Source organism: Chryseobacterium oryctis (genome assembly GCF_025971925.1).
Classification (GTDB): domain Bacteria; phylum Bacteroidota; class Bacteroidia; order Flavobacteriales; family Weeksellaceae; genus Chryseobacterium; species Chryseobacterium oryctis.
In genome coordinates, this window is sequence record NZ_JAPDHV010000001.1 from 602,872 (window position 1) to 625,896 (window position 23,025).

The 23,025-nt window shown below is 33.1% G+C and carries 21 protein-coding genes and 4 tRNA genes; 6 read left to right on the forward strand and 19 right to left on the reverse strand.

The genetic code is table 11. The features are described 5' to 3' along the window. Nucleotides 1-726 precede the first annotated feature (726 nt). From OH806_RS02850 to rplK, 6 genes are all read right to left on the reverse strand, one after another. Nucleotides 727-3,324, reverse strand: coding sequence for a T9SS type A sorting domain-containing protein (locus OH806_RS02850; protein WP_264742165.1), 2,598 nt, complete (start codon nt 3,322-3,324; stop codon nt 727-729). 50 nt (nt 3,325-3,374) lie between these two features. Next, a complete protein-coding gene (locus OH806_RS02855; protein WP_264742166.1) occupies nt 3,375-4,538 on the reverse strand; it encodes a hypothetical protein in 1,164 nt (387 codons plus the stop codon). 807 nt (nt 4,539-5,345) lie between these two features. Further along, nucleotides 5,346-5,717: a 50S ribosomal protein L7/L12 gene (gene rplL, locus OH806_RS02860; RefSeq protein ID WP_264742167.1), complete on the reverse strand. Its 372-nt coding sequence runs from the start codon at nt 5,715-5,717 to the stop codon at nt 5,346-5,348. Nucleotides 5,718-5,763: 46 nt separating this feature from the next. Continuing rightward, the gene (rplJ, locus tag OH806_RS02865; protein WP_264742168.1) at nt 5,764-6,351 is read right to left on the reverse strand and encodes a 50S ribosomal protein L10; all 588 of its coding nucleotides are present in this window, start codon (nt 6,349-6,351) and stop codon (nt 5,764-5,766) included. A 17-nt stretch (nt 6,352-6,368) separates the two neighbouring features. Next, a complete protein-coding gene (gene rplA, locus OH806_RS02870; RefSeq protein ID WP_062697382.1) occupies nt 6,369-7,061 on the reverse strand; it encodes a 50S ribosomal protein L1 in 693 nt (230 codons plus the stop codon). An 11-nt stretch (nt 7,062-7,072) separates the two neighbouring features. Beyond that, entirely contained in the window at nt 7,073-7,519 is a 447-nt protein-coding gene (rplK, locus tag OH806_RS02875) for a 50S ribosomal protein L11 (RefSeq protein WP_027375531.1), read from the reverse strand. A gap of 371 nt (nt 7,520-7,890) precedes the next feature. On the opposite strand from rplK, the gene OH806_RS02880 reads away from it, so the two are divergent. The 6 genes from OH806_RS02880 (at nt 7,891) to OH806_RS02905 (ending at nt 11,435) form a co-directional block, all read left to right on the forward strand. Continuing rightward, nucleotides 7,891-8,415, forward strand: a complete 525-nt coding sequence (locus OH806_RS02880; protein ID WP_264742169.1) for a hypothetical protein — start codon at nt 7,891-7,893, stop codon at nt 8,413-8,415. Between the two features lie 12 nt (nt 8,416-8,427). Further along, nucleotides 8,428-8,736, forward strand: coding sequence for a hypothetical protein (locus tag OH806_RS02885; RefSeq protein WP_264742170.1), 309 nt, complete (start codon nt 8,428-8,430; stop codon nt 8,734-8,736). Further along, nucleotides 8,705-8,926, forward strand: a complete 222-nt coding sequence (locus OH806_RS02890) for a hypothetical protein (RefSeq protein ID WP_264742171.1) — start codon at nt 8,705-8,707, stop codon at nt 8,924-8,926. The genes OH806_RS02885 and OH806_RS02890 overlap by 32 nt, the downstream gene beginning before the upstream one ends. A gap of 519 nt (nt 8,927-9,445) precedes the next feature. Further along, nucleotides 9,446-10,078 (forward strand): hypothetical protein, encoded by a 633-nt coding sequence (locus OH806_RS02895; protein ID WP_264742172.1) that lies wholly within the window; start codon nt 9,446-9,448, stop codon nt 10,076-10,078. Between the two features lie 20 nt (nt 10,079-10,098). Further along, the gene (locus tag OH806_RS02900; protein ID WP_264742173.1) at nt 10,099-10,770 is read left to right on the forward strand and encodes a hypothetical protein; all 672 of its coding nucleotides are present in this window, start codon (nt 10,099-10,101) and stop codon (nt 10,768-10,770) included. A gap of 11 nt (nt 10,771-10,781) precedes the next feature. Beyond that, nucleotides 10,782-11,435, forward strand: a complete 654-nt coding sequence (locus OH806_RS02905) for a hypothetical protein (RefSeq protein WP_264742174.1) — start codon at nt 10,782-10,784, stop codon at nt 11,433-11,435. Between the two features lie 146 nt (nt 11,436-11,581). Here the strand turns inward: OH806_RS02905 and OH806_RS02910 are convergent, their stop codons facing one another. The 13 genes from OH806_RS02910 to OH806_RS02970 all read right to left on the reverse strand — a co-directional run bounded on the left by OH806_RS02910 (nt 11,582) and on the right by OH806_RS02970 (nt 23,011). Further along, on the reverse strand, nt 11,582-12,283 hold the full coding sequence (locus OH806_RS02910; RefSeq protein ID WP_264742175.1) for a LuxR C-terminal-related transcriptional regulator: 702 nt from the start codon (nt 12,281-12,283) through the stop codon (nt 11,582-11,584). A 189-nt stretch (nt 12,284-12,472) separates the two neighbouring features. After that, nucleotides 12,473-13,015, reverse strand: coding sequence for a transcription termination/antitermination protein NusG (gene nusG / locus OH806_RS02915; protein WP_002976412.1), 543 nt, complete (start codon nt 13,013-13,015; stop codon nt 12,473-12,475). 18 nt (nt 13,016-13,033) lie between these two features. Then, nucleotides 13,034-13,240 (reverse strand): preprotein translocase subunit SecE, encoded by a 207-nt coding sequence (secE, locus tag OH806_RS02920; RefSeq protein ID WP_027380912.1) that lies wholly within the window; start codon nt 13,238-13,240, stop codon nt 13,034-13,036. Nucleotides 13,241-13,252: 12 nt separating this feature from the next. Next, nucleotides 13,253-13,323, reverse strand: a tRNA-Trp gene (locus OH806_RS02925). A gap of 56 nt (nt 13,324-13,379) precedes the next feature. Further along, nucleotides 13,380-14,585 (reverse strand): elongation factor Tu, encoded by a 1,206-nt coding sequence (tuf, locus tag OH806_RS02930; RefSeq protein ID WP_264742176.1) that lies wholly within the window; start codon nt 14,583-14,585, stop codon nt 13,380-13,382. A 256-nt stretch (nt 14,586-14,841) separates the two neighbouring features. Beyond that, nucleotides 14,842-17,940 carry an efflux RND transporter permease subunit gene (locus OH806_RS02935; RefSeq protein ID WP_264742177.1) on the reverse strand — a complete coding sequence of 1,033 codons (3,099 nt, stop codon included), beginning with the start codon at nt 17,938-17,940 and terminating at the stop codon, nt 14,842-14,844. A 70-nt stretch (nt 17,941-18,010) separates the two neighbouring features. Then, nucleotides 18,011-19,096, reverse strand: a complete 1,086-nt coding sequence (locus OH806_RS02940) for an efflux RND transporter periplasmic adaptor subunit (protein ID WP_264742178.1) — start codon at nt 19,094-19,096, stop codon at nt 18,011-18,013. Nucleotides 19,097-19,099: 3 nt separating this feature from the next. Then, nucleotides 19,100-20,341 carry a TolC family protein gene (locus tag OH806_RS02945; protein ID WP_264742179.1) on the reverse strand — a complete coding sequence of 414 codons (1,242 nt, stop codon included), beginning with the start codon at nt 20,339-20,341 and terminating at the stop codon, nt 19,100-19,102. Between the two features lie 117 nt (nt 20,342-20,458). After that, nucleotides 20,459-21,823 (reverse strand): sensor histidine kinase, encoded by a 1,365-nt coding sequence (locus tag OH806_RS02950; RefSeq protein WP_264742180.1) that lies wholly within the window; start codon nt 21,821-21,823, stop codon nt 20,459-20,461. Between the two features lies 1 nt (nt 21,824). Next, nucleotides 21,825-22,505, reverse strand: coding sequence for a response regulator transcription factor (locus tag OH806_RS02955; RefSeq protein WP_264742181.1), 681 nt, complete (start codon nt 22,503-22,505; stop codon nt 21,825-21,827). 154 nt (nt 22,506-22,659) lie between these two features. Continuing rightward, nucleotides 22,660-22,731, reverse strand: a tRNA-Thr gene (locus OH806_RS02960). Nucleotides 22,732-22,772: 41 nt separating this feature from the next. Then, nucleotides 22,773-22,845: transfer RNA gene (locus tag OH806_RS02965), tRNA-Gly, on the reverse strand. 85 nt (nt 22,846-22,930) lie between these two features. Further along, nucleotides 22,931-23,011, reverse strand: a tRNA-Tyr gene (locus OH806_RS02970). Nucleotides 23,012-23,025 lie beyond the last annotated feature (14 nt).

Sequence of the window (23,025 nt, forward strand, 5' to 3'; positions counted from 1 at the left end):
GAGTGAACTAAACTATTCATTAGAACAACAAACATAATCAGCGTAAATCTCAACTTAAGCTCTACTATAATACTTTAACAAAAAAAACACTTTCTAATAAAAAGGAAAACCAACAACAAGAAACCTTCAACAAATTAACGTCTTTAAGAACCCCCATTACTACGAACACTAAGTGAACATAATATATAATGTGAGAAAAGAATATAATTAATTTTCAAAATTTATCAAATGTGTCTTTCAGTTACAAATATAATTTTTTTTAATGAAAAATCACATTTTGGTGAAAAAAATTATATGCTTTTAATAATATATAAAATTTAATTGTCATTTACTACAAACAAAAACAAAAAATAGATTATCATAAACATATATACATATATAATATTCAAAAACATCAACACACTATTGTCACTAATTAATGGTTTAAAAAATAATTTAAAACCAAAAAAAACTTGGACAAATTGTTCAGGCTTCATATTCTTAAAGTGCTCCGTCCTAAAATAAGCTGACAAGAAATTGACTTATTTATGAAAGAACAGAAATTAAACAAAGAAAATTTTGTCCAATTATCAGCCTTTATTCTTAATTAACATTATAAAAAAAAGAGGTAGAGATATAAAGAATATTCCAAATCCATTATTAAACACAATCATTTTTAATACATAAATATTCTAAAATAAAAAGACCACCCTTTCGGATGGTCTTTCTGTAGAAAAAGTTTTTAATTTATTTTACTAAAACTTTGTAAGATTTTACAGTTGATTTAGTTTCTATTTTGATAATATATAAACCTGTAGGCAATGAAGATGTATTCACCTCTGCATTACTTGTAAACTTACCAGTTTTCACCAATTGCCCTTGAGCAGAGAATACTGTATAAGTTCCTTCTTCAGCAGATTTAATATTAAGATTTTCACCAGCCTTTACAGGATTAGGATAAACTTTAATATCTGCCGCCACAGCCGCAATATCAGTAGCTTTATCAGCCGTCACTTTCGCTCCAGCATTTTTAGCGAATACTGCGTAAGGAGACATAGGAGATTCCGGAGCACCTCTTTTCTCAAGATCAGTATCTACTACAGCCTGAATACCATCTTTATCCTGATCATTAATTCTAGAGATAAATCCAGCTCCTAACGTATCTAAGTTACCTTTACCGATTGCATATAAATCGAAAGTAGTACCGTTTGAAGTAAGATCAATGAAGTCAAAATCATTATCTCCGTCTGTGTTTTTAACAGAATACTTCAACACTCCTGAATCAGGATAAGTTTCTAAAATATCCGCAATTCCGTTTTTACCTACAGCAACACCTATATCAATAATACCATTATGGTCTGTATCAATCTGATCGATTACCGATGTAGGAATTCCAGATTCAAATAAGTCTAATATTCCATCATTATCAGAATCTAAATCTAAATAATTTGGCACACCATCACCTAATGTAGAAATAACAAAAAGATCTCCTTCGTTATCATCATTTTCAAACAATCCATCATTATTTAAATCTTCCACAGCATCTAAAATACCATCATTGTCAGAATCAAGATCACATGCATCTACAATACCATCACCATCTGTATCGATTGTTGGAGATTTATCATTTACAGCAGTACACCCTTCTGCACAATCAGGAATACCATTACCATTATTATCGATACTATCATTTCCGTTTGCACAAAGATCAAAGCAATTTGGCACACCATCATTATCATCATCTTTACTTGCAAATGCATTATAGATATAATAATTCTGAGGAATACGAACACCTGTACCACTATAGAAAGTAATTTTCATACGGTTGAATGGTTTTGTCGCCTTACCTCCTACATAAAATTTATTAGAATCTGTTGTAAAGAAGTTTCCACTGAAAAGACTTCCTGTACCTGTGAAAACATCAGTTAACGTATTACCGTTATATAATGTTACAGTAATATTTTCAAGAACACTTATCCCAGCAAGGTTAGCTGCTTTTTCCAAAGTAAATCCAGCAAATGTATTCTTAGGAAGCAATTCGTTCGTACCTACAGTTACATATGCAGAGAAAATACTCAACAAAGAAGCAGCAGGAATAGTTGCCGTAGCATAGTTAGATTTATTAGTATCTACAATTGCTTCAGGGCTTACCATTTTAGACAAAATAAGTCCGAATATACCAGGACCAGAAGTCCAACTTGCCCCACTTACAACATTTCCCGAAACCGCAGAACCACTAGTTTGTATTTTATCATCACACTCACAAGTTACAGGCTCTTCAAATGCATAATAAACTTTAAGAGAACCTAAATTCACTCCTAGTGTTTGAGACACTTTTAAACGAACCTCATTAAATGGTTTTGTCGTAGTAAGCGTAAGTTTTTGCTTTCCAGTTCCAAATCCAAGAACTTTAACATTGATTAAACCTCCTCCATCAGATAGTGTTTTAGAATCTTGTAATTCGCCATATAAATAAGTCTCAATAGTAATATTTTTCAAAAACTCAGCACTTAATAATTTTCCTTCATCATCAGGAGAAATTACAAATCCGGTTCTATTACCCGCAGGATAAACTTGATTTTTATCTAAAACACCCACAGAATAAGACCCTAATAATCCTGCAGGAAGCATAATCGTTCCATAAGAATTTTTATCTCCATCTCCTATTCTCTCTCTGTTTGCAACATAAGAAAGAGGTGCTATAAAGCTACTACTTCCCGATACATTACCATCAACTCCACTTCCGGCAATAATATCATCGCAAATTCCATTATTATCTACCGGCACTTTTGTTGGATCAAATGCAAATGCATAATACACATTCATCGCACCAAACAATGACAATGTATTAATTTGATACAATCTCACTTCATCAAACTCTCTAGATGTTTTGAAATGAAGGAAAATTCTGTTTTTTGTTCCACCAAAAGCAGGAACTGATAACAAAGTAGAGCTTGTAGTAGACTCCTGTAAAACACCAGCTTTGTATGTACTGATTTTTAATGAACTTAAGAAAGTTGCCGTTAAAACACTTGTTCCCAAATCTACATTAAAACCTGTAATATATCCTGCCGGATAAGTAGTGTTTGTATTTTTAACAGATATCCCATTACCACTTACTAAAGTTGCAAAGTTACCCATGCTTACTTTATCATTAAGGTCTGCATTTACTACAGGATTCATACTTCCATTGTAGCAACCTAAACAAATACCTGAATTATTAACAGGTTTCGCTTCAACCCCCATCCCACGGATAGGCTCGTACCCTTTTTGCGCAAATACGCTTCCTGATATCATTATAATCAGAAGCATGGACGCAAATTTCCCGAATAATTTTTTTGTCATTCTTTCTTTTGTTTTTTTGTTAAAGTAATTCGTTTTCTATCCTATTTATTTTAATATAAAGCTTTCCAATTGCTTCCATTACAACCTTCATGTACTCTAGTTGTAGAGTTATATCTAATTGATCCCTCATCTGAAGAAGTACAAGTTGCATTAGCTGCTGAAGCAAACCCTTTCATTTGAATTGCCGCTCCACTACCAGAACTAGCCGTAGGTAACATATTCACACCTACAACTGTAGTTGCAGCGTTAGATTTCCCTAAAAATGCATGAGTACTGTTAGCATATACCGTTTGAGCATCTACTGATACCGAAGCTCCAAAACCAATCCCCATAGAACCTCCTCCTGATGCTGTAATAACATTTGCATTTCCAAAGGCATAATTACTTCTTGTTACATTATTGCTAGTTCCTAATACAAACCCTGAAAATATATTATCATTTCCTAAAGCAATACCTGTTGTACTTCCCGAAACAGCACTATTACCATTCCCTACAGCAAATTGATTGGCTCCATTAATAATATTATTATTACCTAATGCTTTAGCACCATTTGTAATCTTATTCCCTGAGCCAATTGCTGCTCCGGGAAAATTTGCCCCCTGAGAAGCTACATTATTATCTTTCCCTAATACTACATTAGATGAAGAACTATCTGTTAAAGTATTATTTGACCCCCAAGCAAATGAAGCATATGGAGCAGAAACAACAGTCCCATCGTTTGCATTTCCTCCTCTTAATGTTCCATTAACATCCAAAATTCCTTTGACATTTTTTCCCGTTGCGATAACTAAATTTTTGGAATCTGATGTTCCAAGAAAGTCACCAGTAGAAATTGAAGTCCCCAATGTAGCTGTTGTAGGTGTAGTACCTGTATTCCCTGTCGTATGCCAATCAACCGGAGAGATTGCTATCCATTTTGTTCCATTAAAATAATAATAGCCTACCGCAGTCACATCCACAGTCTGAGATGCAGGAGTAGTATCCGCCGCAGTAACATACACTAAAGCCCCAGTTTGAGCTGCCGTATAAGTTTTTGCCCGCAATTTATCACCCGTAATTCTAGGTGCAATAATACCATCCAGCTTACCGGTTACATCTGGAGCCCCAACAACATCAAATGTAGCTTGCGGCTGAGGTGTATTGATGCCAACTTGAGCGATAGCTAAACTACCTCCTAAAAGTAAGATGGCAAAAGTCCATAATCTGTTTTTCATTTGTAATGTATTTGTAATTTTTTTATTCTGTTTGCTTTTTTTACAGCCAAAAATATTTCACTTAGTTACAAGCGAAATAGCTCCTATTGCAAAAAAAATCAATTAAAATAATCCCGACGAAAGCACCTTTACCTCTAATAAATAACAAAGAGCTCTAAAAAAGTTAATTTATTTGTAAAATCATAAATTACATTTTGTCTCTTTATTTTACATATAGGTCATTTTTTAATAATACACTTCAATAAAAACCTTTTTGTTTTAAAATTTTCATCTCCTTCACTTAAACAAAACTTTTTTATTTACACCAAATCTATATTCAGTTAAAAAAAGTAAACAATCTTAAACCCAACCTATCCACAAGTTCAAATCTCAACTTGAGCTATTGTTGAATTTTATAAAAATATTTGTTTGAAAGGATTTGTATTAATAACTAACATGGTGCCAATAAAGACCATTCTTAAGATTCTCTTCATTCAATATGACACATATGAAGTATGCGAAATATTAATTTAGAAAAGAAACAACCCCTTTTCAAAATAAATATGTGTTTTTCGTGTACAAATATAGTATATTTTTAATTAAAACAATATTTTAATATTAAAATTTCATGTAAACTTAAAAATACTTAAATACAACACAGTTAATGGCTATTAATTTTAAATATTCAATAATAATAATTACATATGCATATTTAAGACATAAAAATATTTAAATACAGTTAATAATAATTAATCATTTAAAATAATCTGAACATAAAAAAAGCCTGAGCAATTTGCTCAGGCTTCATATTTTTAAGGTAAACTAGAATTATTTCAATTCTACTTCAGCACCAGCTTCTTCAAGTTGCTTCTTAAGAGCTTCAGCTTCGTCTTTAGACACACCTTGCTTCAATGGAGCAGGAGCACCGTCTACGATATCTTTAGCTTCTTTAAGACCAGCACCAGTTAAATCTTTTACTAGTTTAACGATAGCTAATTTAGAAGCACCTGCAGACTTAAGAATTACATCGAATTCAGTCTTTTCTTCAGCAGCATCACCTCCTGCAGCTCCACCTGCAACTACTACAGCAGCAGCAGCTGGTTCAATTCCGTACTCATCCTTAAGGATAGCAGCTAATTCGTTTACGTCTTTTACTGTTAAGTTTACTAGCGTTTCAGCTAAATTTTTTAAATCTGACATTGTTGTAATGTTTTTGTTGATTATTTATTTAATTTTTTGAGTGTAATTATTCAGCACTTGGAGTTTCTTCAGTGCTTTCTGCAGCAGCTTCTGGAGCTTCAGCTACAGTTTCTTCCACAGCAGGAGCAGCTTCTTCAGCTTTAGCCTCTACTGTTTCAGGTTTATTTTGAAGAGCAGAAACAACTCTTTGAATTGGAGACTGAAGTAATCCGATGATTTCACCGATCATTTCTTCTCTAGACTTGATGTTAGCCAACATGTCTAGGTTATTGTCACCAACATAGAAAGTTTCTTGAACGAAAGCTGACTTTAAAGCAGGCTTTTCTTCTTTCTTTCTAAACCCTTGGATTAATTTCGCAGGAGCATTAGCCGTTTCAGAAATCAAAATAGCAGAGTTTCCTTTGAAAGTCTGGAACATCTCAGAGTAATCTACACCTTCGATCTGCTCCATTGCTTTTTGTAAAAGTGTATTTTTAACAACTTTTACTTTAATATTTTGTTTGAAAGCTTGTCTTCTGAAATCTGAAGATTTAGCAGCGTTCAACCCTTCTAGATCTGCTACATATACTACTTTTGCATCCTGAAGCAAGTCTTTGATCTCTTGTATTGCTACAACTTTTTGGTCTTTTGTCATTGTCTTAAGGATTATTATTAGTTAACAGATTTAGTATCAATTGCAATACCAGGGCTCATAGTAGAAGACAAATAAATAGACTTCACATAAGTACCTTTAGCAGCAGTCGGTTTCATTTTAATCAAAGTCTGGATTAATTCCTGAGCATTTTCCTTGATTTTAGCAGCATCGAAAGATACTTTACCAATACCAGCATGGATAATACCGTATTTATCAACTTTGAAATCAATTTTACCAGCTTTCACTTCAGTTACTGCTTTACCAATTTCCATAGTTACAGTTCCTGATTTAGGATTTGGCATAAGACCTCTTGGTCCTAATACTCTACCTAATGGTCCTAATTTACCCATAACAGCCGGCATAGTAACGATAACGTCAACATCAGTCCAACCGTCTTTGATTTTTTGTAAATATTCGTCAAGACCTACATAGTCAGCACCAGCTTCTTTAGCTTCAGCTTCTTTATCTGGAGTTACTAAAGCCAAAACTTTAACATCTTTACCAGTTCCATGAGGAAGAGATACAACACCTCTTACCATTTGGTTTGCTTTTCTTGGGTCTACACCTAATCTTACAGCGATATCTACAGAAGCATCAAACTTTGCAGTGTTCACTTCTTTTACAAGAGCTGAACCTTCTTCAAGGTTATAGATTCTTCCTTTTTCTACTTTACTTAAAGCTTCCTTTTGCTTTTTAGTTAATTTTGCCATTTCTATTAGTTTTAAGCGTTAAAAGTTGGTTTAGTTCCTGTTACTCTTAATCCCATAGATCTAGCAGTACCTGCAACCATAGAAACTGCAGAATCCATTGTAAAGCAGTTAAGGTCTGCCATTTTGTCTTCAGCGATTTTCTTCACTTGATCCCAAGATACAGAACCCACTTTGTTTCTGTTTGGTTCTCCAGAACCACCCTTGATTTTAGCCGCATCCATTAACTGGATTGCTGCAGGAGGAGTTTTAATAACGAATTCAAAAGATTTGTCTTCGTATACTGTAATTACTACAGGTAAAACTTGTCCTGGCTTATCTTGAGTTCTTCCGTTAAATTGCTTACAAAACTCCATGATGTTCACACCCGCAGAACCCAATGCTGGACCTACTGGTGGAGAAGGGTTGGCAGCGCCACCTTTCACCTGAAGTTTTACCATTTTAAAGACTTTTTTAGCCATTTTTTATTTTTTAAGTTTGAATAATTAATGAGTTTGGAAGCATTTATTATTCAGCAAGTTATCTATTCTCACCTTAGAATAACCTACTTTTCGGACTGCAAAATTATGAAATATTTTTGAAATAGCAAACGTTAATGATTGATTTTTAGAAAGATTCAGATTTTTATTTTTTTTAGATTTCCAGAATAATACTTAAACGCTATCATTTTTCACAATATACCTTATATTTTAATTACAAAGGCTTAAAAAAAACTGAAACAAAAATTAAAAAAAATCTTTCCAAAAACATCAGATTTTAAAAATACCTAATTATAAGTATTTTCAAAAGAAACCATTTATTATAGTTTTGCAAAAAACGATAAAACTATAAAATGAAAACTTTCGCATTAATAATCACATTATTTTTAATAATAAGTAATGCCCAAACTGTTAATCATGAAAATCTAAGTGGCTTTTTAGGAAATAGAGTTAATGAGTTTGAAGATTTCTTTAAAATTAAGTCAACAAAAACAAATGACAACTTCGGAAACCTTACAATAGACTACGAAAACGCTTCAATAGACGGCAAAACCTACAACATACAGCTCACCACAGAAGGCAAAAACATTAATAATATAAAAGTAACCAACAATGTTGAAAGAACTAAATATTTTGCTGACGCAGCGAAAGATTTAGAAAAAACCACAGAAGTTAAGAAGAACTATAAAACATTATATGTTTCAATTGTAAAAAAGGCTACTGGCAAGAAAATATTTTTCGACAATACAACTGAATTAATGAATGTTCTTCGTAATAAAACTTACGACCTTAAAGACTATTATGGATTAGTAGAATCTTTTCCTCTAAAATCTACTTTAACAATAGATGCCGAACAAACTCAACTTATAATAAAATAATATATAAAAACCATGAAAAGAGCACTTAGTCTTGTAGCATTAGCAATGTCAATGCTAGCATTTGGCCAAGTAGATAAAATCTACAAACACAATGGGGAAATCGTAGAAGGTTACGTGAAAAGAGTAGATGAATTCACAGTAGAATACACCTATCAAGGTGAAGAAACCATCAACACTTTAAGTAAATATGCTGTAAACAAAATTTTCTACGGAAAAAGTACAAGAATTGAGGATATCTCTGAAAAAATTGAAATCACAGATGACAAAGACTGGAGAAAAGTAATTATCCTTGAAGACAAAAAAACTTGTTGCGGGTCTTAAAAAAGGTGAACCATTAAAAGCTAAAACAGGATGGGCAAACTTCAGAACCGGAAACGGAAAAGATGAAAGAACAGAAAAGGTTCTTAAAATGGAAGCTGCAGACGCAAGATGTTCATTCATTTTGTTATTATCTGATAAAATGGCAGGTTCTTCATCTAAAAAGCAGGGAACTTGTTATAAATATAACTAATAACTATTAAAATAAATTTCTACTTTTTAACCAGATAGTGGAGGGGAGATTTCTTCCCTCCATTATTATTTTATATCATCACTATAAAAACCATCTTTCATCATAAAAGCACTTCTTTCACCTACCACCACACGCTTTTCTTAATCCACATAGCTAATTAGTTCTATAATCACCTCTCATTATCTATCACCCAAAAGAAATCTAATCATCCCCATCTAAAAGCGACACTCTCAAACACTCTCTTTGTAAACAAATCAATAAAATATCCCACGCACAGAACACCAACACTACCCCTTTACCCTACATAGAGCTCATTCAAGAGTTTTATGAAATTACCTTTTATAGAATAGCAGCTTACAGCAAACATAAAATACTGTACTACACCCATATAAATCAATAAAATACCTGCAAGTAAGTATTTCACAAGCTGATAACTTAATCTATTTTTGCACACACAATAAATGAAGAAAAAAAATATTCGAGTTATTATTCATAATAAGTTAAAATTAAATAAGTTATATGAAAAAATTCAAATTATTTTTTTTGATTATGTTTTACAATTTATGCAGTGCTCAACAAGGAAATGTAGGTATAAACACACCTAATCCTGAAGAAAAACTGCATATAAACGGGAATTTGCAGGTAGATGACCTTCATATAGAAAATGATTTTTCCAAGCTTGATACCAACGAAAAATACACTTTCTTGATTAAATCTCCTTCTCCAGACAATAAAATCACTTCGTATAACTATTTAACTGACACACAGGATACTGCAGCTACTTTAAATTTTATTCAGTTCAAAATTGACACAGACGATTCAGATGGTGACTGGATTAACGAGTTTGATACAAAAATAAATGCGTCTAAATACATTGTTGTAATATCATCTTTTGGTTTTAATCTCCCTGTTTTCAATAGTTCCGACACAAAATACACACCTGTACCACAAATATTTGCTAAAATAAACCCAACTACCAATACCTGGGTTCTAAAAGCTGATTATGACAGCTTCAAACCAAACGAAACGGGCGGCCAATGGACTCTTAACCTTCTTGCATTTGACCGCTCACAAGCAAACTTAATGGCTCATGTCAACGTCAACATGAACAATAACGAAACAAAGTCAGCAACCACCCCACTTCTCCAATAAAAGATTAACTAAGATAAAAAATGAAAACATTAATTTGCTCCATACTATTATTGAGCACAACAACATGTGTAGCACAGATAGGAATAGGAACAACAACCCCGAAAGGAACTCTCGATGTAGAAGGTAACACTCTTGTAGATGGTTCTATGAAAATAAATAATATCACTGATGCCCCAATCAACTCCAACCTTCTTCTGGTAAGATCCGAAGATTCAACTCCAAAAGGAGAACTAAAGCTGCTTGATATCAACTTACGCAACGTAGCCCCTGTTAATAAATATAAAGTAATAGTTAGCAATGTAGATTCACACCAAATTGTGGATTTAAGCACAAATTTACCCACAAGTAAATACGTTGTAGCAATCACAGATGCTGTATTTCTAGGAGCTTCTACAACATCTACTTTGGTACTTTCCTCTCCTTCCAAAAGACTTTACGGAACATTTTCAACAGAAGTAAAAACTATAAACAGAACAATTGGCGGAGTAGTCACTCCTGTTTATGCTGTAAATATGGCTTTTAAAGGAGCTAACTCAGTAGCCTTAAATAACAACCCAACAAAAGGGCGTTGGGAATTTTCTTTAGTAGTATATGAAAGATCATTAGTAAAAGACTGGGGAACAATTTCAGGAAAAGTAACATCCCCTACCTATAGTTCCACTTCAACTTCTACTCCTCAAGCACTACAATAATCAAATTAATTATGAAATACATTTTAATTATACTTATCTTTTTCTCATATAATAAATTATTATCCCAAGGTACAAAGGTAGGAATCAAGACAGCAACTCCAAGAGAAACATTAGATGTAGCAGGAAGCATGTATACAAAAAAATTATATTTAAGAAAACCTGCTCAGCCTCAGGTTTCAGGAGGAGCATATTTGGCTGGAAATGAAAACTCTGCTAACATAGGAACATATAATGCTAACTCATCATTATTTTATTATCTCCCAATTACATTCACGAACGTTCCAAAAACAGGCTTAGAAGATTATGATACAAAGATAAGCATCTCTGAATATGTACTTGTTTTACATAATTATTCAATAACCAATAAAACTGGTAATACATCTGTAGTACTAGACAATACATCAAGTAATACAAGACAAGGCTCTCCTGAGTTTTTAGTTTATAGAGACTACAATACCAAAACCTGGCATATTAAAGGCAGATTTACAAAAAGTATATTTGTAGATTTATCTACTCCATCAAATACATCCTTCAATATAAATATGTATCTGATGGCTTACAGAAGTATTATAACTAAGCAAGATATTACAGATAAAACAGTTAATATAAATTCAACAGACGGAAGCAATAGACAATATAGTATACCTTTACCATCAGGATTCTAAAAACACAACCACAATTAAAGAAATAAAAATTACAATTTATTCCCACAAATCCAGAATACACCTAAAGTGAATTAAGGATTATTAAATACAAATGAGGTTAGAAATGTTATTCCAACCTCATTTTAAATATAAAAAATTTCAAAAAATCACCCCATAGTAAAATCAAGTCTCATTTTTTTGAGAAGCTCAAGAAAGCTGGAAGAGTTGGTCTTATTAAGAATATTTCTTCGATGCGTGATAATAGTATTTTTACTTAAAAATAGTTTATCAGCAATCTGTTCACTCGAAAGCCCTTCACCAACCAGATGCACAACCTCTAGCTCTCTTTTAGTAAGGTTATAACAATTATCTGCATCTACGAATATATTCTTAGTTTTATCAAAAATTTTATAATCACTATCCTGTCTTGTTGTATATTCAGGTAAAACTCTATGATTAACCAATGTCTTGGTAAGATGACCTCTTGTATTTACCTCAATTCCTTTACACTGTTGACTAATTCCTATATATGTACCATCAGAAATTCTAATTCTATAAGTATAGTTTAGTATAAATTTAAAGTGCTCATTAAAGCTTAGTTTATTGGTAAACTCCAGACCTCGTTTTTCACATTCGAAAAAATAATCCAAATCATCTGGGTGAATAATTGACAAAAGAAAATCTAAGGTAAAATCAGCACACTTATATCCAGTAATAACCTCAAAAGAAGAGTTTGAAAAAATTATTTTATTTTCAAAACAATCAAATAAGAAAAAATAACTTGATATCAAAGATGAATCTTCTGAAGTATCATTCTTCACATAAGAACTTTGTGCCAAAACAAGATCAGACCATTTAGAAGTAGACATAAAACAAACATTTTCGCAAAAATAGTAAATATCAATTAAAATATTAATCAAAATAATTTAATTAATTTAAAAAAACAACAAAATAAGTAAAATAACATCACAGAACAAATAATTAAAAAAGAAAAAAGTCGAAGATTGCTCTTCGACTCTCACTATTTATATAGTCTTATATTTTATATAAAGTATTTATTATACTTTTTCTACTTGCATGTAACTAAGCTCCATTGGAGTTTTTCTACCAAATATAAGTACAGATACTTCAATTTTCTTTTTGTCTTCAAGAATTTTTTCAACAGTACCATTAAATCCATTAAATGGTCCATCAATTACCTTCACGTTTTCTCCTACAACATAAGGAATCTCAACATCAGAAGCAAATTCTGACAATTCATCCATTCTACCAAGCATTCTATTAACCTCAGATTTTCTCATAGGAACAGGATCACCTCCTTTCGTTAAACTCAAGAAAGAAATAACCCCAGGAATATTCTTAATAACGTGAGGAATTTCCCCCATTAGGTCAGCTTCAATCATTAAGTATCCAGGATAATATGGTCTTTCTTTAGGAACTTTTTTTCCGTTTCTAATCTGAATAACCTTTTCCATAGGAATAACCACTTGAGTAACGTACTGCTCAAACCCTAAACGTTTGATTTCTGTCTCAATATAGTTTTTCACTTTATTTTCCTGTCCGCTGATTGCTTTCAGCACATACCATTTCAATTCGCTCATTATGGGAAAATACTTTTGTTAATTGAACAAGTTAATTAGCATTCCTATTATGTTGCTGATTGCTTTAGAAAACAATTCATCAACTCCAAAGGTAAATAATGACAAGATAACTGTTGCAATCGTTACTACAATTGTAGAAGATTGCAAATCAGCCCATTTTGGCCATTCAACTTTATGTCTGAATTCGTTATAAGAACCTTTTAAAAAATCGATAAATGAACTCATAATTTATATTTGCACGGGCACAAGGATTCGAACCCTGATCAACGGTTTTGGAGACCGGTATCCTACCATTGGACGATGCCCGTAGTTAAAAAAGCTCCGTAAAGAATTTCCTTACGGAAGCTTTTATATTTTTAAGATATTAATCTAAGATTTCAGTAACCTGACCTGAACCAACTGTTCTACCTCCTTCTCTGATCGCGAATCTAAGACCCTCGTTAAGAGCGATTGGTTGTAACAATTCTACAGTGATCTCTAAGTTATCACCAGGCATTACCATTTCTACACCTTCTGGTAAGAAGATCTCACCTGTAACGTCAGTAGTTCTTACATAGAACTGAGGACGGTATTTGTTGTGGAATGGAGTGTGACGTCCACCTTCTTCTTTAGAAAGGATATAAACAGACGCTTTGAATTTTTTGTGTGGCTTCACAGAATCTTTCTTCGCGATAACCATACCTCTCTTGATGTCAGTTTTTTCAATACCTCTCAACAATAGACCTACGTTATCACCAGCTTCACCTCTGTCTAGGATTTTTCTGAACATCTCAACTCCTGTAATTGTAGAAGTTAATTTTTCTTCACCCATACCTACGATATCAACTGGATCTCCAGTGTTGATAACACCAGCTTCGATTCTACCAGTTGCTACAGTACCTCTACCTGTAATAGAGAATACGTCTTCGATTGGCATCAAGAATGGCTTATCTGTATCTCTTGTTGGCTCTTCAATCCAAGTATCAACAGCATCCATCAAAGCTTCAACAGTCTTAAACCATTTATCTTCAGAATCACCGTTTGTAGCAGCAGTAAGTGCACCAAGAGCAGAACCTTGAATTACTGGAGAGTTATCTCCGTCAAATTCATAAGTAGATAATAAATCTCTAAGCTCCATTTCAACAAGCTCTAACAATTCTGGATCATCCACCATGTCAACTTTGTTCATGAAAACAACGATTCTTGGTACGTTTACCTGACGGCAAAGTAGGATATGTTCTCTAGTTTGAGGCATTGGACCATCAGTTGCAGCACATACTACGATAGCTCCATCCATCTGAGCAGCACCAGTTACCATGTTCTTAACATAGTCGGCGTGACCTGGACAGTCAACGTGAGCATAGTGTCTTTTTTCAGTTTCGTATTCGATGTGAGCTGTATTGATAGTAATACCTCTTTCTTTTTCTTCTGGAGCAGAGTCAATTGCAGAGAAGTCTTTTTTCTCAGCAAGACCTTTGCTAGCTAATACAGCAGAAATAGCAGCTGTAAGAGTAGTTTTACCATGGTCAACGTGACCAATAGTACCAATGTTCAAGTGTGGTTTGTTACGATTAAACGTTTCCTTTGCCATGATTTAAAATTATTTATTTATTGTTTTTCAAATTTTCGGTGTGCAAATATAATGAATTTTTAAATACTAAAACCTTTTTATGAAAAAAAGTTTCAATATTCAAATCCAATGAAGTACAGACCTTATATTTCAATGTATTGAGATTGCAAATTTACAAATTTTTCTTGATTGAAAAAACTTTATAAAACCTTTTATGAAAAAGCCTGAAATACAATTTGTTCCAAACCCTTTTTGATATATTATTTATCAAATATGATTAAAACTGCTGAGATTTTTTAGTTCTGTTAAAAATCCAGAAAATGATTGGAAAAATCAGCAAGGTTAATATTGTTGCAGTAATTAACCCTCCGATAATAACTATTGCCAATGGTTTTTGAGATTCCGAACCTATACCTGTAGACAAAGCAGCAGGCATCAAACCTATTGAAGCCATAAGAGCAGTCATAATTACAGGTCTTGTTCTTGACTTCACCCCATTTAATATAGAATCATCCAAAGTCAATCCGCTTTTTACATTCTGATGAAACTCCGTTATCAAAATGACACCGTTTTGAATACAGATTCCCAACAAAGCAATCATTCCTACCCCTGCTGAAATTCCGAAATTGATTCCCGTCAAATGCAATGCAATGATTCCTCCAATCAAAGCAAAAGGCACATTGGCTAATACTAAAAGAGAGTCTTTCATATTTCCGAAAAGGATAAATAATAAGAAGAAAATCCCTAAAATACTTATCGGAACCACTTGAGCTAATCTTTTTGAAGCTCTTTGCTGATTTTCAAACTGACCAGTCCAGCCGACAGAATACCCATCCGGAAGCTCAATGTTAGAAACAGCTTTTTGAGCATCTGCAATCGTACTTCCCAAATCACGATCACGAATTGAGAATTTTATCCCTATATATCTTTTAATATCATCTCTATAAATAAAAGCTGCCCCGTTGTCTTTAACGATTGAACTAATTTCCTTTAACGGAATTTTTGTTCCATCTTGCGTAGGAACCATTAAAGCTGCAATATCATTTTCATCTTTCCTATACTCTTGGGAATAACGAAGTCGAATAGGAAATTTCTTTTCACCATCAAACATTTCAGAAACCGTTTTTCCGCCAAAAGCCATCTCCAAAACAGCTTGTGCATCTGCAGGCATGACTCCGTATGCCGCCATTTTATCTCTGTCTAACATCACGCTTACTTCCGGCTGACCAATATTTTTGATAACTCCGGCATCTTTTACTCCTTCAACATCTTTAATTTCGTTTAAAATCTTTTCTGCCAACTCATCCAATGTTTGAAGATTATCTCCATAGATTTTAATTCCATTTTCAGCTTTAAACCCTGCAACAGCTTCCGCCACATTATCAGAAATAGGCTGAGAATAATTGAATGTTATACCTTGGTAACTACGCAGTTTTTCATCTATCTCTTCTATCAATTCTTCATTGGTGATTTTCCGTTTCCATTCTTCTTTTGGTTTAAGATTTACAGCAAATTGTACAAATCCAAAACCATTAGGATCGGTCCCGTCATTACTTCTTCCTGTCTGAGCAAGAACATCTGTAACTTCAGAAAAACTCATAATATCTTTTTTTAACAAATCTGCTGTTTTTAATGATTCTTTTAGTGAAGAACTCATAGGCATTTCTGCTGTTATCCAAAGAGAGCCTTCATTCAGTTGTGGTAAAAACTCTGTACCTAAAAATTTTCCTGAGAACAATGTGACTGTCATAAATGCAACAGCAACAATTAAGCTCATTTTTTTATATTTAAAAGTATAGTTGAAGCCTTTTAAAACAATCTTATCCCAAAAGTTTACAAACGGATTGTTTTTTTCTTTTACATTTTTATTTAAAAGAATATGTGAAAGAACAGGAACTAAAGTCAATGTAAAAATTAAAGCACCCATTAACGCAAAACCTAGCGTAAAAGCCAATGGAGAAAACATTTTACCCTCTACTTTCTGAAAAGAAAAAATCGGGATTAATGAAGTGATAATAATTAATTTTGAAAAGAAAATAGCTTTTCCCAACCCTGTTCCTGTTTGCTTTATCCATCCTCCTTTTGCCAATTTATTGAATTTTTCCTCTCCGTATTTATGAGCTTTATGATCGAGCATTACAAAAAGACCTTCTACCATGACGACGGCTCCGTCTATAATAATTCCGAAATCTACAGCTCCTAAAGATAGAAGATTTGCACTCATTCCCGCCATTTTCAGACATAGAAAAGCAAACAATAAGGAAAGCGGAATAATGATAGAAACTATGAAAGTCGTTCTCCAATCTGCCATAAAAATCAAAACAATTACCGTCACAAGAACGATACCTTCAATGAGATTATGCATTACGGTATGCGTCGTAAAATCCATTAAGTTATCTCTGTCATAAAAAGTAACCATCTTCACATCCTTCGGAAGAATCTTTTCGTTGAGTTCTTTTATTTTTTCTTTTACTCCAACCAAAACTTCACGAGGATTTTCTCCTTTTCTCATCACTACAATTCCTTCTACTGTATCTTCCTGATTATTGAGACCCGCCTGACCGACTCTTGGCATTGAACTTTCGTGAGCATTTGCCACATTTTTAACCAAAACAGGATTTCCACTATCATTTTGTATCGTAATATTACCTATATCAGTAATTGATTGTACCAAACCTATTCCCCTCACCACATACGCCTGTCCGTTTTTCTCGATGACATCACCTCCTACATTTAGATTACTTTTTGTGACTGCATCATAGACTTGAAGTGGTGTTAAATTATATTTATCTAAAGCTCTCGGATCGATACTTAATTCAAAAACTTTCTCCTGCCCTCCGAAAACATTGATATCGGCAACTCCGGGAACTCCTCTCAAAGCTCTATCGATTACCCAATTTTGTAATGTTAATAATTCTCTGGAATCTTTCGTTTTACTCTGTAATGTATATCTGAAAATCTCGCCTGTTGGCCCGTAAGGAGGCTGAACTTCTGGCTCCACCTCATCGGGAAGACTCACTGTTCGTAATTGATTATTGACTTGATTTCGTGCAAAAGTATCATCTACCCCATCATCAAAAAGAATTTTGACAATAGAGAGTCCAAACATGGTTGTACTTCTCACGCTTGTCTTTTTCTGAATCGGACTCATAGCCAATTCTATAGGTGTAGTTACAAAACGTTCAACTTCTTCAGCACTTCTTCCGTTCCATTGCGTAATGATAACAATTTGGGTATTGGTAACATCTGGGAAAGCCTCAATGGGCATATTTTTGAAACTTATAAAACCAGCAACCGCCAAAATAGCCACCCAAATGAAGGTAAATGCTTTATTTTTTAACGAAAAAGCTATTATATTTTTAATGAATTTATTCATGATAGATTTCTAATGACCTAAAAAAGTCGTTGAAGGAAATTTTGATTCTTTTTAATTATTGCAACCCTAATTAACTATTCAAAGAACGATAAATCAACAACTGGTTGTTGGTGATAACTTGCTCTCCTTCCAACAAACCTTCAGCAACATAAGTAATATTTCCTACCTGCTTCAACACTTTTATTTCTTTAACTTTTACATCGGTTCTTGATTTATAAGCCACCACAAAACTTCTATTATCATCAAAAATCACCGATTTGGAAGGGATTGCCAATGCCATTTCATTCTCAAAATTAGTTACTTTTATTGTCGCTTTGCTTTCAGGAATTAACAATCCATTGGCATTATCTAAAACCACTCTCGCTTGCATGGCATTGGTTTGAGGGTCTATTATTTTAAAAATTTTGTCGATTTTTCCATCAAAAACTTTATCCGGATAAGACAAAGTAGAAACCTGAGCCTTCATTCCTAAACTTATTTTGTCAATATCAGATTCGTTGACATTCATTATAGCCCAAACTTTTGTAGTATTAGCAACATCAAAAATATTTTCGCTTCTGTCACTTCTCAACTGCATATCTTTATTGATGTTTTTCTGAACAATATACCCACTGATTGGAGAAACAACACTATAAATATTCCCTTTCTTTACATTATAAACTGTACTTACGGCACTTGCTCTTTGCAACTGGTCTTGTGCTTTTTTCAGCTGACTTTTAGCTTCTAGGACATCTCTTTCGGTATTTAATTTTCCTTCGTACATTTCTTTGGCAACACGGAGGTTATTTTGGGCAACAACCAAATCTGTTTTGGCATCGCTTACATCTTTTTGAATTTCTGCTAATTCCGTACTTCTAATTGTGGCTAAAACCTGACCTTTTTTAACGTAATCTCCCAATTCTGCATTTACGCTGAGAACATTTCCTCCAACTAAAGGATAAACATCGATATAGCTGTTTTTATCAGCAGAGATTTTACCGTAGAAATTGTAGTCATCTTCTATATACTTCTTTTCAACTTTTGCTAAAGAAATTGATTTTAACATCGTATTGCTAAGTTCAAAACCTTTTTTGTGTTGTGGTACATTTTTCTCCTCTTTTGAATTGCAAGACAAAACAGATAAAACAATTATTATAGGAATGATATATTTTTTCATGGTTTAATAGAAGATTTTGGTTTGTACTAACTGATTAAGCTGTTCTGCAGATTGTATTACAGCATTTTTCATATCATATATCTGGAGAGCCGTTTCCCTGTAACTATCCATAAAATCCGTAAACTCTATAAGACTTATATTACCTTTTCTGAAATTCTTCAACATACCATTGTATATTGTATCCATATTATTGAGATCGGTAGATTTTATTTCAGCCAATTGATCATATTGTGTTTTCCAGGTTTTGTAGGCAGCTTGAACTTTAGTTTCAAGGCTCAATTTTTGAAATTCTGCATTTTTTTGATTCTGCTGAATCATATACCTGGCTTTTTCAACATTTCCCTGATTGCTTTTCCATAAAGGCAAAGGAATACCTATCATTAGGTTTACTTCATTTTTAAAAGTTCCCCCATTCTGATCCCATCCTGCCCCAACATTAATATCGGGAACATTCAACGATTTTTGCCATTGAGCATATAGCTTACTGTTTTCTATAAGCTTTAAATTGTACTGATAATCCGCATTATTTCCCAGTGCTTTTTCTTTTAGTTCTTCACTATCTCCAAAAGGTTGAGTCAGAAGAATTTCCTTTATTTCCGTATCAGAAAACAACGGTTCTATATCATCCGAAACTCCTGTTAAAACTTTTAAATTTTGTTCTAATTCAATGATATTTTTATTGATACTCAGCTTATCATTATTCAACTGAATCACTATACTTTGAAGTCTAACCTCATCTTTGAGAGAAACATTTCCTTTCGCTGACTGTATTTTATAAGCCGCTAAAAGTTCATTCATATATCCAAGCTGTCTATTGGTATTCTCCAGCTTTCGTTTTTCAAAATAAAGATTGTAATAAGTAGTGTGAAGCTGAGTTTTCAAATCAACCAAAAGCTGAGAAAACTGAAGTTGGGCTAGTTCTTTATTTGATTTTGCAAAGGCAATTTCATTCTTCTTTTTGCCTCCCATGTAAATTAATTGGGTAATTTCAGCTCCTTTTGCATGTCCTACATCAAATACTTTTTTCCCTTCAGGATTATACATATTGATTTGTCCGCTAAGCTGTGGAAGTTCCCATATTTTGGACTGCAAAATATCTGCATCAGCTATATTGATGTTGTATTGTTCGGCAAGCAGTTGTAAATTGTTCTTTTGGAAAGCCTCTTCACAATCCAAAAGCGTCATTTGCTGTTGCGCCGTCATCAATGAGGAAATGACAATACACAGCCCTGCAATTTTGTTCATATTTTGATTTTTATGAAGCAAAATTGCGTCTACACAATTAAAACGAACTTAAAGTAGCCTTAAAAAAAAATTAAATTTATTTGAAATTGGGCATAGAACGCCCTTTAATATGACAATCTATTTATTAAAAATCACACTAAACCTATTCAATAATTCAGCAGGGGAAATATAAATAATTTGCGCATCATGATATTCAAGAATTCTTTTGACAATTCTAAGACCAAGACCAGAGCCCGAAATATTCTGAGAATTATTTCCACGCATGAAAGCTTCAAATAATTTCGTCTGTTCTTCTTCCGGAATAGTATTTCCGTGAGAAACTACATCTATCACAAGGTTTTCATCAGTTTCTGTAATCAAAACGTTTACTTCATTATCATCTGAGTATATCGCTGCATTTTTAAATAAATTAATAAAAACAATATCCAGCAACGACTGAATTCCGTTAATAGTCAATAAAGCATTTTCGGAAGTATTTTCAGAAATCAAAAAATCCATTTTAAGCTGAGGATAACTTTTTTCCACAGTTTCAAAAGATTCAAAAATCACTTCGTCAATTCTTACTTCTTCATAAATACTCTGAATATTTTCTTTATCAAACTTTGTTAAAAGCAACAACGAATTGGTTAAATCCGATAACTGATAGACATCCTTCTGAATCTGTTTTAAGGATGATAAAGTTTCGGGGGAATGCTGTTCCAGTTTTATTAAATTTTCGAGCTGAAAAGCCATTCTGGTAATCGGTGTTCTGATTTCATGCGAGGCACTTGCCGTAAAATCCTTCTGCGATTGAAAAACATCATCCAATCTTGCAATCATGGTATTAAAAGATTGTGCAAGAACATTAATTTCGTCATTAGAATTTCTAACCGGAACCTGTGTTGTTAATTTATGCGCTGTAACTTCCGAAATTTCCTTATTCAAATCTTCTAAAGGACGAAGAAATTTACCCATGAAAGAATAACTAAAAAATGCAATAAGCAACGTACTCATTACATAAGCTGCAATTAAAAGATATTTTAAGTAAATGAGTTTTGATGTTCCGTTGGTATCAAAAGCACTTGTAAGGATATAATAATTCTCTCCATTGATAGTTTTTAGTGCTGCATAAATCTCAGGAACTGTCTTTTCGGAATAAATAATTTTCTTTTCATCCAGCTCTTTCAACAAAGAATTGTCCCAAATAACATTACGGTCTTTGATTGTACTATAAATAAGCTCTTTTTGGTCGTTAAAAATTAAAATCTTCTCATTTAAAAGAATATTATCCGCATTTTCATTAAAAAAAACAGAGGCTTCTTCCTCAAAGTTTTTAGATTTTGCTATGAAATGTGAAGTAAATTCCAACCTTTGTCTAAATCTTTCTTTGAATTCATCTCTCCTGAAATCATTAAAAGACATATAAATAACAATCATTACAATACCTAAAAGCAATGAAAAAGTAATACTGAGACTGAGTGTTATTTTTCTTTTCAAAGACATTCTATAACGGACTTAAATAATATCCAAAGCCGGAACGCGTATGAATAAGTTTAATTTTGTAGTCTTTATCAATTTTTTTTCTCAAAAAATTAATATAAACCTCAACAGTGTTGGTATTTGTATTGAAATTATGTTCCCAAACATGCTCTGTAATCTGTTGCTTAGAAACTGTTCTTCCCTGGGCTTCCGCCAAATAAACCAACAATTGAAATTCTTTTAAGGTAAGAGCAATTTCATTTCCTCCTCTGTAGACTTTCTGTTCGGTTTTATTAATAATCAAATCATCTACTCTGATAATATCCTGATCTGTAGTATCAGATGGAGCTTTTCTTCTCAGTAAAGAATTCATTCTTAAAAGCAATTCTTCAAACTGAAAAGGCTTTACCAAATAATCATCTGCCAATCTGGTAAACGCATCTTTTTTATCTGACAAATCTCCGTAAGCCGAAATAATAATAATCGGGGTGTTTTTATCAAATGACCGAATCGTTTGGCAGACATCCAATCCATTTATTTTAGGAACATTAATATCCAACAAATACAAATCATAAGTACTGTTTTTAATTTGACGCAGGAAAGTTTCCCCATCATAAATTTTATCACATGTAAAATGATTTGATTCTAAAAACTTACATAGTTCCGCTGAAAGAATAAGGTCATCTTCCAATAAAAGAATATTCATCAGGATTTATTTTAAACGAATTTAGCGAAATTTTTAATGACACTAAAGCTAGCTAAATGAACAGAAGGTACTTTTAATTAAATTTTAATATATATTTATTTAAAAGATGTGATCTAGAAAAAAAATATCCCGAAGAACTCGGGATTATAATGAGAGCCAACTACGGGACTTGAACCCGTGACCTCTTCCTTACCAAGGAAGCACTCTACCGCTGAGCTAAGTCGGCTTAAACCAAAAAATCACACTAAAAAGCGTGATTTTTATTTGAGCGGAAGACGGGGGTCGAACCCGCGACATTCAGCTTGGAAGGCTGACGCTCTACCAACTGAGCTACTTCCGCAATTTTGTTTCCAAAACTATTGGTAACGCTGTGCAAACTTAAGGAAAATCCTTTAATAATGCAACTTTTTCTCTAATATAAAATGTGGGGAGAGCAGGATTCGAACCTACGAAGCCGAAGCAACTGAGTTACAGTCAGTCCCATTTAGCCACTCTGGAATCTCCCCTCATGTTTATATTA